8 protein-coding genes and 1 pseudogene are annotated in these 13251 nt (G+C 37.7%); 6 read left to right on the forward strand and 3 right to left on the reverse strand.

Going from position 1 to position 13251, the window contains the following annotated elements:
* Positions 1 to 47 precede the first annotated feature (47 nt).
* Together NYF15_RS05950 and NYF15_RS05955 are read left to right on the forward strand one after the other, a co-directional pair.
* Positions 48 to 992 carry a D-2-hydroxyacid dehydrogenase gene (locus NYF15_RS05950; protein WP_371353078.1) on the forward strand — a complete coding sequence of 315 codons (945 nt, stop codon included), beginning with the start codon at positions 48 to 50 and terminating at the stop codon, positions 990 to 992.
* 157 nt (positions 993 to 1149) lie between these two features.
* Complete coding sequence (locus NYF15_RS05955; protein WP_371353079.1) at positions 1150 to 1533, forward strand: DUF3192 domain-containing protein; 384 nt, start codon at positions 1150 to 1152, stop codon at positions 1531 to 1533.
* A 28-nt stretch (positions 1534 to 1561) separates the two neighbouring features.
* Here NYF15_RS05955 and NYF15_RS05960 read toward each other — a convergent pair whose 3' ends face one another.
* The 3 genes and pseudogenes from NYF15_RS05960 to NYF15_RS05970 all read right to left on the reverse strand — a co-directional run.
* The gene (locus tag NYF15_RS05960) at positions 1562 to 2485 is read right to left on the reverse strand and encodes a diguanylate cyclase (protein WP_371353080.1); all 924 of its coding nucleotides are present in this window, start codon (positions 2483 to 2485) and stop codon (positions 1562 to 1564) included.
* Positions 2454 to 5906 carry a response regulator gene (locus tag NYF15_RS05965; RefSeq protein ID WP_371353081.1) on the reverse strand — a complete coding sequence of 1151 codons (3453 nt, stop codon included), beginning with the start codon at positions 5904 to 5906 and terminating at the stop codon, positions 2454 to 2456. Before NYF15_RS05965 ends, NYF15_RS05960 begins: the two co-directional genes overlap by 32 nt.
* Positions 5907 to 5968: 62 nt before the next feature.
* A pseudogene (locus NYF15_RS05970) lies at positions 5969 to 6226 on the reverse strand (PhoH family protein); the annotation flags it as partial.
* Positions 6227 to 6311: 85 nt separating this feature from the next.
* On the opposite strand from NYF15_RS05970, the gene NYF15_RS05975 reads away from it, so the two are divergent.
* Genes NYF15_RS05975 through NYF15_RS05990 form a run of 4 tightly spaced genes read left to right on the forward strand, consistent with a single transcriptional unit; the run spans position 6312 to position 13099 of the window.
* Positions 6312 to 7802, forward strand: coding sequence for a site-specific integrase (locus tag NYF15_RS05975; RefSeq protein WP_045979589.1), 1491 nt, complete (start codon positions 6312 to 6314; stop codon positions 7800 to 7802).
* A complete protein-coding gene (locus NYF15_RS05980; protein ID WP_062566146.1) occupies positions 7786 to 10557 on the forward strand; it encodes a hypothetical protein in 2772 nt (923 codons plus the stop codon). The genes NYF15_RS05975 and NYF15_RS05980 overlap by 17 nt, the downstream gene beginning before the upstream one ends.
* Positions 10554 to 12638, forward strand: a complete 2085-nt coding sequence (locus NYF15_RS05985; RefSeq protein ID WP_045979590.1) for a hypothetical protein — start codon at positions 10554 to 10556, stop codon at positions 12636 to 12638. Before NYF15_RS05980 ends, NYF15_RS05985 begins: the two co-directional genes overlap by 4 nt.
* Entirely contained in the window at positions 12635 to 13099 is a 465-nt protein-coding gene (locus NYF15_RS05990) for a hypothetical protein (protein ID WP_016708220.1), read from the forward strand. Before NYF15_RS05985 ends, NYF15_RS05990 begins: the two co-directional genes overlap by 4 nt.
* Positions 13100 to 13251 lie beyond the last annotated feature (152 nt).

A 13251-nucleotide genomic window follows, 5' to 3' on the forward strand; every position in this document is an offset into this window, starting at 1 on the left:
TTGGAGTACACCCTAAGGTCAAGCATTAAATTAAAAAAGGAAAGCACATGAATATTACCATCCTTGATACCGCCACATTAGCAGATACCTCATTAGATTCGTTGGCAAACTTAGGAACGCTATCTTGCTATGATTTAACAGACCCACAAGATGTTGTTTCTCGTTGTCAGGATGCCGATATTATCATTACTAATAAGGTTGTTATTGATCAAAAAGCGATGTCGCAGCTTAGCAACCTAAAACTAATTTGTGTTGCAGCAACCGGCACCAATAACATTGATTTAGATGCAGCCAAAACACACAACATTGCTGTCACCAATGTGGCAGGCTACTCCACCCCTTCTGTGGTACAGCATACATTTGCACTTATCACTAACTTATTAGGTAATACGCACCGTTATATTCAAGATTGCCAATCTGGAAAATGGCAGCAAAGCCCTATGTTCTGTCGTTTAGATTACAGTTTTAATGACATGTCAGGCAAAACACTTGCGATTATTGGTTATGGTTCACTTGGTAAAGCGGTTGCTGATGTAGGCCGTGCTTTTGGTGTTAATGTAATAATAAGTGAGCGCAAAGGGCATGCTCCTCGCGAAGGGCGTGTTAGCTTTGAAGAGGCCATCAAAACAGCAGATATAATCAGTGTTCATTGCCCGCTGACCGATGAAACTCGCGACCAAATCGCAGCTAAAGAACTCAATATGATGAAATCAACAGCTATTCTAATAAATACAGCACGAGGGGGAATTATCAACGAAGCTGATTTAGTCAACGCCCTTGCTAATAATGTGATTGCGGGTGCCGGTGTGGATGTGTTGAGTAAAGAGCCAGCAGAAGAAAATAACCCACTTGCTATTTATCAAGGTGACAACTTACTCCTAACACCTCATATTGCTTGGGCTAGTCAAGAATCAATTGCTCGACTTGTGGCTGAAATAGCACTTAACATCAACGCCTTCAGTCAAGGTGAGGCACGTAATAGACTGGTCTAAAAAGCAATTTTTTAGTCAAATAAGCTAAGTAATGAGTTCCACATTACTTAGCTAGCTCGCAAATATAAATTAAACAATTGATTATAAAGAAAATAAAATATTGGCAAATGGATTGCTATATATGAAAAAACGAAACGATAAAACAAGGGATATAACAATGAAAAAAGCACTTCTTATTGCCGCACTAACAGCACCTTTTTTAACGGGTTGTGTCATTGCCGTGTCAGATGGTGAAGCCGAAACTCACTGGGCAGGCGACTCGTCAACAAGCTGGCAAAAACACCACAAAAATAATCGTGAAGTCATTGCAAACTTAGCACTTGATACGCCTTACCAAACGGTACTCAACAAACTAAGCACACCTAACTTTACAGAGTTACTTAAACAGGACGACGGTGTATACCAAGTACTTTTTTATGCCACTCATAGCATCTACTCAGACAGCAAAACGACCAAAGATGAGTGCACTCCTTTGGTCTTTAAAAACGATAAATTAATTGGTGTGGGCGACACCATTTATAAATCACTCAGCAATAGCTAATTACTTTATGCAGGGGTAGACAAATAACCTACTCCTGCATTGTCGTCGATACTAATCGCGATACCACTTGATCACGCCCAGCCCCTTTGGCTTGATATAAACCTAAATCGGCTTCTTCAAGAAGTGTTTGCTCAGCATAAACTTGCCCTGATTCAGTGGTAGCAATACCAATACTTATTGTTACATACTCTGAATTTAAAGAGGCCTTGTGCGGAATATTCAACTTATTAACTACGTTACGTAATTTATTAGCAAATGCAATGGCCTCTTTTGCAGATGTATTCGGTAACACAGCTGCAAATTCTTCGCCACCGTAACGGGCAACAAAATCACTCCCTCGCTCGCATGAGCCAACAAGTGCATGCGCTATTTTTTTAAGGCAATCATCACCGGCACGGTGACCATAACAGTCGTTGTAACGCTTGAAGTGATCAACATCCATCAATAAAACCGATAAAGGGGTATGATCTCGTCTTGAACGTCGCCACTCCCTTGATAAGTTTTCATCAAGGTAACGTCGATTAGGAATTTCAGTTAAACCATCAATCGATGCCAACATTTCGAGTAGATCATTCTTTTGTTTGATCATTAACTGATTGCGAACACGGGCACGAACAATCGCAGCGCTAAAAGGCTTAGTTATGTAATCCATCGCACCTAACTCAAGGCCCTTGGCCTCATCATCATGGCTGGTATTTGCGGATATAAAAATAACAGGCAACATGTTTGTTGTGGTATTTTCTTTTATTTTCGCTAGCACTTCATAGCCATCAATACCAGGCATAACAATGTCTAATATTAATAAATCAACGGGTTGTGTTTTTAAAAATGTAAGTGCTTTTTCGCCACTTTCAACACAAAAAACATCGTAATCTTGTCGCAATGTTTTTTCTAAGACCAAGCGATTTAACGGATCGTCATCAACAATCAGTACCTTGGCTTTTTTCAACATTTGTAGATCCTTGTTCGATGATAAATGCAATAACTTGTTTTATTTGTCGTTGCAGCTCATCGTTTAATAACTCAGGAAGCTTGCCTTGCGTTTTAAGTTTAGCCTCACACTGTTTAGCACATGCTGACAATCGCTTAAAACCTAAATTACCAGCAGACCCTTTTACATTATGCACAACTCTAACCAGTTCTTCTGTAGTACTTAAGGTAGAAATTTCTAATAATTGCTGTGCGGCCATAGTGGCAAACTTTGACAACATAGTTAATACCAAATCACTATTATTTGCAAACTGAGTTAAAACAAAAGAATGATCAAAAAACGGTTCAATGGGTTTATCAAGTTCACTCATTGCTAAAAACAGCTTATTTGCAACAATTGGCTTTGTTAAGTGCTTATTCATACCTGCAGCGACAGATTGTTCAATATCAGCGGCTTCACTATGAGCGGTTAATGCGTATATAGGCATCTGCTCTTTTGTGAATGATTGCCTTATAATTCGTGTCGCCTGACAACCATCCATCTCTGGCATTTGAATATCCATAAAAATCAGATCTGGGGTTAAACTCGCAGATAACTCTATTGCTTTTGCACCGCTATCAGCACAAACAACAGTAATATTAGCCTGCTTTAAAATACTTTTAATAATATTTAAATTAAGTGGATTATCATCTACCGCGAGCACTAATAGACCTGATAAATCTGTAGTTGATGGTAGTAACGGGCTGCTTTTTTTGACGGTCTGTGTGGTTTTATCAAGCTGTAAGCAAAAGCTAAATTCACTGCCCTTACCCTTTTCACTTGTGAGTTTAATTTCCCCGCCCATCAATGCAACTTCATATTTAACAATTGCTAAACCAAGTCCTACACCTTGATGAGAACGAGTAAGCGACTCGTCTCCTTGCGTAAATGCATCAAATAATCGGCTTTGATCAGTATCGCTAATACCAATCCCCGTATCCTTAACCACAAAGCAAATAAGTTGCTGCTCATCAGACTGTTCAACTAAAGTAAGACTCAGTTTTACACTGCCATGTTCTGTAAATTTAGCCGCATTGGTTAATAAGTTTGCGAGCACTTGCTGTAGACAAATTTGATCACCCAATAAATTTGCATTAATACTGTCATCACATTCGACGATAAACTCTAAATCTTTTTTACTACAAAGAGGCGTTGCAATCCCTTCACAGTAATCAATTAAGTCAGCCACACTAAATGGTGCCTTATTTAATTGCACTTGTGCACTTTCAACACGGGCAAAATCAAGCATACGATTAAGTAGTGACAACAAACTATTTGCTGCCGACTTAGCTTGCGATGCGTAGCCTCGCTGCTCTTGCGATAAACCTTGTAAAGCGATTACATCTATTAAACCTAACACCGCATTAAGGGGCGTACGTATTTCATGACTTAAATTCGCAATAAAACGACTTTTAGCTAATGTCGCTCTCTCCGCATCATTCTTTGCCTGAATTAAATCTGTGACATCTTGCACGTGCAAAACATAATAATCAGGGGTTTGTTCATTATCCCATACCAAGGAGACACTTATTTGCAACCAACGCTTTTGCTCTTGTTGAGGTAAGCTAAAGTGATAAACATTTTTCTTCTCACTATGAAGCTGCTCAAGTGTTTGCGTTAATTTTTCTAGTGATTGCTCAACGAATAAATCAGCCAACATGTACTGACTGGGTATATTGTAGCTTTTCTGCATTGAAAATATCTGGCGGGCGGCTTTGTTAGCCTGCAACACTTGATAATCTAGAGATAATAAAATAACCCCATTCGCAGCATACTCCATGGCACTTTTGAGCTTTGCCTCTGAGCTTTGCAACGCATTAAGTGCTTCATGCTGCTCTGTTATGTCTCTACCAATGGTCATCGTACCTAACAGTTGCTGATGCTCATTATAAAATGGCGCAATACTGAGGTTGTATGTTTTATTATCTGTGACTAAGCGCTTTTGATAGACTTGGCGCTCAGTTAACACTTTTTCTTCTAATAAATTGAGCTCAGTATTATCTTGATTTGTGTTAGTAAACTTTTCACCAACGAGTTCTTCTTGTGGCATGCCTACGTAACTTTCGTAAGCTTTATTACAACCTAAAAAAACACCATAAGTATTTTTAAAATAAATGAGATCTGGCACATTGTTAAGCATAGTGTTTAACAAGGCTAAATGACGTTCTTTGGCATCAATACTACGTCGTAATTGCTCTGATTTTACTTGAACTTGTGAATCAAGTGCCTTATTGGCTTCTTGTAAAGATGTAACCAGCTCTTCATTACGTTTAAAGACCTGCTTAACTCTGCTGAACCATGGCTGCCAATCTGTCGGTATACGATAATGTAAAAGCAGGTTACTGTTCTCATTATGTTGATCTAAATAGCAGATTAAGTGTGTCATGGGCTTAACAAATATACGTTGGCTCAACCAAAAAACACCACTAAACATCATTATTAAAAAGACGCACAAAAATATAAACTCTAAAAGAATATCGTAACGAATTGGCTCACTAAGCGCCTGTTTAGATTCATAAAAGCGGGTGTAGATGGGCAAGTTGTCTGAGGGCTGAACTAAGTAGCTATGAGATTTTTTTGTGGGCCGCTTAGTGCCAATAATCATTGGTTCAGGCCAATAATCACCGGCACTGACGACACTATTTAAACGCACGTCAGAGCTGGCTATAACTTGGTTATGTTGATTTATAAAAATATACTCACCCTGCGGTGGCGCTATTTTCTGCAACCAATTTGAAATTGCTTCTAAATCATAAATTAAAATGATGTAGTCATGGCTTGTGGCGGTTCGCTTTTTACCAATTGCAAAATAAGCACGCTCATTCACAGTAATGACTTGGCTTGACGAAAGCGTGTTGTCGTTCAATTGCTGTGGTTTAAGTTTATTGTCGAGTATTGTCGTTAATAAGGTGCTGTCTGCGGTTGAGCGCCGCTTGGTATAAGCAAAACCTTGCTCATTAACATAAGCAACCGCTTGTAAAGATTGGATAAGTGAGAGCGTGGTATTGAAAGAAGGTCCTAATGCAATAACTTGGCGCCACTGTTCAAGTGCATTAGATGTTGAAGCAAACTTACCTTGTCCAACTATTTCACCTACTTCGTCACCAACTGGCTGATAATAATAATGCTCAAATTGGTTTACATCTTTGGTCCAGCTTGGGTCGAAATCATACGATAATGGCTGCTCGTATAATACAAACATGGTATCAATCAGTCCATCGGCTGCACTCATTGCATGGCTCAGTTGAGCTGAAATATTGCTAAAGCTGCTGTGACGATTCTCAATTGCACGTTCAAGTTTTAAGTCATACAAATGCAAGCATAAGAAAAATGCCACTAGCAATGGCACAATCAATGCGACAGTGATAGAGCGGTAATAACGTTTAAGTGGTAAAAAGTTCACTAGCTTTAAAGTACCTTGCCTCGGAACTTTCTAGATTAACGAGGCAAGGATCTGCTGGCAAGTTATAAATTTTCTTCAGCAAAGCTTGCCAAGCGACTACGAACAACACCATTTAAGTTTACGGTGGCACTTCCTTCAAAATCTTTAAAGCGTTCAACAATGTAAGTTAAGCCTGAGGTAACTGGAGTTAGGTAGTTACTATCAATTTGCGCCAAATTACCTGAACATATTAGCTTGGTTCCTTCACCACAACGCGTAATAATGGTCTTCAATTGTGAAGCCGTTAAATTTTGGCTTTCATCTAAAATCACCCCCGAATTGATATAATACTATCATACCCTTAATAAACTTGAACAAAAAAGTTTTTACACACATACTCTAGCTAAGAATCAAAGGTGAACGAAAATGATACTTCGAAATACAACAAAAACTAAAATAATTAAAGCATCAGTCAACTTTGGAAAAGGAATGTCTTTTCACCTCGATAAATCAGGGCAACCTATTAAGACTGAAAAAGGCATCAGAACTCACTCATATAGGCACGATAAAATAGAACCTAATTTTCCAGTGCTATATCACCCGACTCGCTTCACCGAATGCCAAGAAATGAACTTATTTTTAATGCACCGCTTTGAAGGTCATTTCAGTCTCAAAAAGAATCAAATAGACAATGAGGCTTTTAGTGACGCTTATCATGCCAGCCAACCGGGAAAGCCATTAGATGTTAAGTCTGTTTGCAGTATAGCTAAGCACTTAAAAGCTTTCTTAGATTGGTTGGATAAAGATGATGCATCCTATTTTGAAGTAATAACTGCACCACTTTCAAAACAATCTGTAGATGATGATATTTCTAGGTTACCTGTGTGGAGATATCACAAACATTTATGTGAAAGAGTCGAAACCAAAGATAAGTCTAAACGCATAAGCTTTAACAGCGCTCAAGAACGAATTAGAGCTGTTAAAGCATTCTATATATGGAGCCATAAGCGCGGGGCTATAGATAGCCTCCCCTTCTCACTTGAATACAAACAGGTACGTATTAAATCGAAAGCTAAATCAAGTGTAAGTTCATTGTTTCAATTACCTACTAGCAACACACGTTCTGGAGGCTTATGGAAGTGGGTTAGTAATTTGAGCATTCCAAATACATTGAAACAAAAGGAAGACTCACCCGAAAAAGATCTACAACCATATTCTCCAAAAGAACTTAAACAGTTGCTGGAGACGGATACGGCTCAAAAAGAGACTTATAAGCTTTATTTGCAATGTGCTTTGCTAGGTGGACTTCGTTCTTTTGAGATTTCAGCCATCGACCAGAAAGACCTTTTTGATCCTGATGAAAAAGAAAACGAGAAACGTATTCCAAAATTGAACATTGTACGAAAAGGACATAAGCCAGTGAGATTAACAATAGCGCGAGTTCTAATGAAGCTTTTGTACAATCACACTTTGACAATTCAAAATATGAAGCGACGTACCAAACATGAGACTAATCATGGTATGGACAATAGTGAACATCCGCTTCCTTTGTTTATGAATAGTTCAGGATCGCGGATAAGCGAAGATACACCGGGGAATACTATTTCCATAGTTAGAAAAGAACAAAGGAAGCAGGGATTAGAAATACTATTACGCACATTCCATGACTTACGCGCTACCTTTGCTACTTATGTCGCTAAATACCTAATTGACAAAGGTGAATCGGAGAGTTCCATCAGACAGACACTAATGACCTTGATGAGTCACGAAAGTTTTAAAACAACCAAACGTTACATCGACTTTGCCAAAAGTGTAGCAGTGGATGCATACGGAGCAATGTCAGAGTGGGTGAAAGATATCTACGGTGATGTTGACGAATTACTGATGCGTGAGGCTGAAGATGCAGCAGCAAGTTAAAACGCGGAAGTCCAATCGTATTCCTGCTAGATTTAAACCTCATTCAATTGTTCTAGCCAAACAGTTAGACGTTTTATTTAACAGGGCATATGACAAAGAAAACAATATTAGCGCAGATGACGACACTGCTATTTCAATGAGTCGCTTGCGGAATGCTTGTGTCAGTTTACAACACACTCTTCCTCTAGCCCTTAATAAGGTTAGTACAGATACTGCGACATCAATTCAAACTTCGGGATTAAATGCTCTATCAGACTTTGAAATTTGGCAAGAACTGGAATACTTTTGCATTAATGAAATAAATGATGTCAAGCTACCTAGTTATGCTACTCGTATAGAAGAAGCCTTAGAAAACTTAGCTAAGTTTCATTTTTATGATAACGCTATCAACGCTCCTTTTAGGCTAGTAAATGGGGCTACTTCAATCGACATAACTAAATTATTCGAACTTGAATTCCATCAAGTAAAAGAGATTCGTAAATTACTAAATAAATATCTGGACTATCTCGTCCTTCCAGAATTAAGCCTCAAAGATTCTTCTATTGGGGACAATATCCTCAAAACTGCGACAGCTATTATAAATCTTTGTCTACATGATACTTTTAAGAATACTGAACGCGTCAAACTGCCATTATTGGCAACATTACAGGATAGGGAATTCGTTTCATCATTTATATGCAATCACAACTTCCGTACTTTTTTAAAATTTATACTACCCGATGTGTGGGGTAAAGCTAGAGTCAATCAATTTAAAACTGAAGCCGAAGTAATAGGGTATGCACAAAGCATATCATCCAAATTTGGCAATGAAGTTGATGCTTTTTTGAAAAATCAGATAGCAAGCGCTTCGGAAGCTAATACAACAAGAGTTAGATCCTCAACTTTATCATTTCCAAGGTGGTTGAATAGTGCTGGTAGCGTAGCATCACCAATAATTAAGCTGCTTAGTGAGCGTGGAATTCAAGGGTTTGCAGAAAATGGCCTTCAGGGATTTAAATACCTTTATAAGCATTACCAAGAAGAAACTCAAAATAACCAGCAGTTTTTACTGCTACTAAACGCTGCATTGGACCTTTACCACTTTGTTACGGGTGAAAAAATCGCAAAGGAAAGTTTATTACCCTACTCATTGGGCTATTACCTTAAAGAAAGTGACACTACCGAATGGCAGAAGCATGAGTGGGTATATGACAATGCCTATAAATTTTATCAAAACCTAGTCGAATACCATAAAGTTTTTACAAAGCGAATTGATGGCGAGAGCATAGGTATCGTCACTCTCAAAGGTTACATAGGTAGTATGGCTAGAGCATTGAAAGAAAATGCATCATCATTAACAGATGAACAAATGAAGCTTATTGCCAGTCATGGGGTTCATGCTTTTGTTGAAAATAACTGTGAGATACTAAAGGCTATAAGAGAGGCAATTCAACTAAAATCAAAACAAGGCGATTTGTCGGTTTTTGTTGGTAATCAATATCAGAGCGCTATCGACAAATTACTATCGTTTTATGGTCTAGATACTATTAAAAGCTTTCCGGTCAACACCGAATTAACTGCACAACATCAAGAGCAACTATCTCAGAATCAAGATAAACTCTACTCATATAGAGAAGTAGTAGAATTAGCATATTACATAGAAAAAGGGCTTTCTGAGACCTTACTCACAATTAAAGACAAAGTTACACTTTATGCAGCAAAAGTCATATTGAAAACTGGTTGGAATTCAACTCCTACGCTAGAGCTTGATACTGACGACTTATTTTTCTTTAACACGCCATTACATTCAAGTAAAACTCCTGCTCTTCGTTTATTTAAACGCCGAGCTAATTATCAAACTCAATGGCATAAATTTGAAATTAAAGCCGAAGATCTAGAAAAAGAAGGCGTCTTATACGGCGACGTTGTCGAACCAGTAATATTTGATATTAAGGCTGCGACTAGACTTACGTCTATTTACCGCCCTTCTATTGAGAACCTATCAAAAAGAATTTTTGTTTTTCCCAAAGTAAATAGTATTGGAGAAGTAAAGATTCAATTATTAACAGCATCACGTTTCAAGACCACTATAGATAGGATATTGACTGAGCTTGGGTGTGATATCGTATTTAATTCGCAAAAGATCAGAAAATCAGGGCTTAACTACATTTACCGAAAAGTTGCCAAAGAATTTAAGTGGTATCAAAAAGCTGGCAAGCACTCTTATGAAACGTTCTTGCGTCATTATTTAATGCAAGATAACAAAGATGTTGCAATGACAATCAACAGAGCGACAAAAACAATGGCAGACTATTTTGTTCGCGATGTTACCGACAAAGTAATCATTTTGCAGACTCCACCAGAAGACGGTAAAAAAGTCCCGAATGGCACATGCATTAACTCAAAAGATAAATCCGCAGTAGTGGCATTCGAATCTCAAAACAGGAAATTATTAGACCAGCGAGATACAAACGAGCATGCATGTGCCGACTTTAACGCATGCTTGTGGTGTCCGTTCTATCGCTGTGTTGCTGACGCATTGCATGTTTGGAAACTTTTGTCATACCGGGATTTTGTTGTTGCTGATATGGAAAACTCAGCCGCAACATTTGACTCTGTAACAGAGCAACTGGAAAACATAGAGCAGTTGAAAAATAGAGTTAACGAAATATTAACTGATATTGCCAAGCTTAATGCTCAAGCTGTGATTGATGGAAAAGAATTATTGAGAACAGAGGGTATTCATCCTCATTGGAAAAACACAGGTTTGCTATGACCAAAGAGATAACTAAAACAAAACTACTTGATATCGCTGTTGTAAAAACACATACAGGTCAAATCACTATAAAACCTTTGGTTCAGGTGTTAGAAGATTTTAAAGTTGATGATACTAGCGCTTTTAATTCGATTGCTTTGTGGGAAAACAGAGCATTGAATATTGCTAAACATGGCACTATTCACTTTGGCGATGACACTTGGATAAGCTATGAAGAAACGCAAAGAAATGTGAATTTTAAAGGTGTTGATGAATTAGCATATCAAATTCGAATTTATTCACTAATTAAACTCACACATGGTGATGTTGTAGGCGGTAAACCTCTAAAAATCTCTACACTTCAAAATGATGTAACGTATCTAAATTTAATTGCAGCCTTCTTAAGACAAAGAGGTTATCACTCATTTCATGAGTTGGAGTTCAAATCTGACTTAGTTATTAGGAATCTCATAAAAGACTATTTATATGAAGTCGGGAAAATAGCTATTTACAGACAATCACACTCATTTACTAAACTATTTGACGTGCAACGAAGCTTTCGTCTTTTTGGCCCTAAGGTGTGTAGTGTTTTTATTAATGTGCTTAACCAACTAAACGAGTTACACCATCCGAGACCAGTCACTTATTCGCACCCTGTCATTCCTACTAAAGTAATGAAAAAAATTCTGAAGTTTGCAGAAAAAATAGTTGAAAACTCTAAGGATAAGATAGAACGATGGCTAGAATTAAATGCACGCTTAATAGATAGTTTACATGAAGGCTCCATTGAACCACCGCCCAAAATGAATACAGGTGAGCTAATAGCAAAACATGTAAGAAACTTACCCAATGAAGAGGAATTCATTCAATTATCCGAAGAATTAGAAGATTTAAAATTAGCCACATACATTAATATCTTGGCCTATACAGGTATGAGATATAACGAAGTACTTACATGCAAGGTTGGCTGTGCCAATTACAAAGATGATATTTATTACATTACGGCAATTATGACCAAAACCGACAACAGTAAGGTTGAGATGGAATGGTTTTCAAACGCTGAAGTACATGAGTGTGTTGGTATTTACGAAAAATATGTGATCGGTATGCAAGAAAGGGCAAAAGCTGTACTTTCTTCATGCAGAGCCAATATAACAAGTAGTCAAGCACACAATTTGAAAGAAGGGTTAGAAAGAAACCGTCTTTTCGGGGTTTCACATAGTAGCTGTAGTGTTAGTTTTAGCGATGCTGGGCGATTCACAAAATTTGAGGTTAAAAACAGTGAAAACATTGAGCTTTTTGACTTAACTCTAGACGATGATGATATAGCAGAGCTTGAACGCCTTGAATCTAACTACAAAGAAGTTAGAGGAGAGAATAGAGGTGTCCCATACGAAGAAGGCGATACGTTTAGATTAACCGCTCACATGTTTCGACATACGTTGGCCTACTTTGTCATTGCCAATAAATTAGGTGAGCTTGATGATATTAGATATCAATTTAAACATTTAACTAGCCTAATGACGTTTGTTTATACTCGAAGAGCATTTTTGGCCTCAACAACTTTAATTAAAACTACTGAAGAGTTTAATGAGATTTTAATTGACCGTGTTGCAGAAGAGTTAATAGATGAAGCCGAGTCACAATCACTTAAAGGTGGTGCTGGTGAGCAAATTAATAAAACATCTAAAGATCTGATAATAGGTATTACTGATAGTCAAAGTAAAGATTCGACTGTGATTAAGCAGATCCATTTCAGTTCAATTGAAGAACTGAAAAAATTTCTCGTCAAAAATATTAAAAACATACGTGGCTTACCTACGGGGTACTGCACTGCGGGAGAAGCTTGCAAGATAAAAGGAGCAGGAATCCCTAGTGGCTGTGTGTATTGTGGTAGTAAAATCATTACCAAACGCCACAAGGTCAATTGGCAAATAATAAAAAAAGAAGCAACGCAGAAACTAGAGGCATATGCGGCATTAACCAAAGAAGAGCAAGAAGATTACGAGCTATTTGCTATTCACTGGAAAAATAATATAGCAGCAGCTGACTATGTATTAGATGAAGGCAAAGCGCATACAAACCAAGGAGAACAAGCATGAGTAGCGCATACGATGATATAAAACGTGCTTTTGAAGAGATGAAATCTGATGGCAGCAAGATAACCAAAAATGCAGTAGCAACGAGAGCTAAAAGAAATATTGCAAATCTATCTAAAGAAGAAGAAAAATGGGTAAAGTTACGAGAAAATATTGAAAAAGCTCAATTAACTTGGGAAGAAAAAAATAAAGATAATTTAATAAAACAACTCAGAACAAAGGTAGCCGAACTAAAAAGCAAGCTTGCTAAAGAAAAGCAAAAAAACGAGATTGACCCTAAGGAAATCGATAAGGATTTTGAAAAGCTACTGGTGCGATTACAAGAAATGTACGCTGAAATAGATAAGCTCAAACTGATTAATGCTGATTTAAAAAATCAACTTCAGCACTCAGGGCAACATACAGAAATAAGAGTGGATACGTCTACTGGTGAAATTATTGAATTAGTTTCAACGAAACAATAGATTAGATGTAGTAGCTCATATCTCATCTTACAGTTTTGTTGATTAGGTTTAGACTTCACCTGACAGGCAGCAAGAGCGAACAAGAGACGGTCAGAGTGATCTGGATATGTGAACTTAATTCTACAAAGCGGACGCTTAGCGACCCCGTTCAT

This window comes from Pseudoalteromonas sp. 68 DY56-GL68 (assembly GCF_041414825.1).
Lineage (GTDB): Bacteria > Pseudomonadota > Gammaproteobacteria > Enterobacterales > Alteromonadaceae > Pseudoalteromonas.

Bases quoted from the DNA above. Each gene is read 5' to 3' on its own strand.
- NYF15_RS05990 (WP_016708220.1), top strand. From the start codon at position 12,635: ATGAGTAGCGCATACGATGATATAAAACGTGCTTTTGAAGAGATGAAA.
- NYF15_RS05980 (WP_062566146.1), top strand. From the start codon at position 7,786: ATGCAGCAGCAAGTTAAAACGCGGAAGTCCAATCGTATTCCTGCTAGA.
- NYF15_RS05960 (WP_371353080.1), bottom strand. From the start codon at position 2,485: ATGTTGAAAAAAGCCAAGGTACTGATTGTTGATGACGATCCGTTAAAT.
- NYF15_RS05985 (WP_045979590.1), top strand. From the start codon at position 10,554: ATGACCAAAGAGATAACTAAAACAAAACTACTTGATATCGCTGTTGTA.
- NYF15_RS05975 (WP_045979589.1), top strand. From the start codon at position 6,312: ATGATACTTCGAAATACAACAAAAACTAAAATAATTAAAGCATCAGTC.
- NYF15_RS05950 (WP_371353078.1), top strand. From the start codon at position 48: ATGAATATTACCATCCTTGATACCGCCACATTAGCAGATACCTCATTA.
- NYF15_RS05955 (WP_371353079.1), top strand. From the start codon at position 1,150: ATGAAAAAAGCACTTCTTATTGCCGCACTAACAGCACCTTTTTTAACG.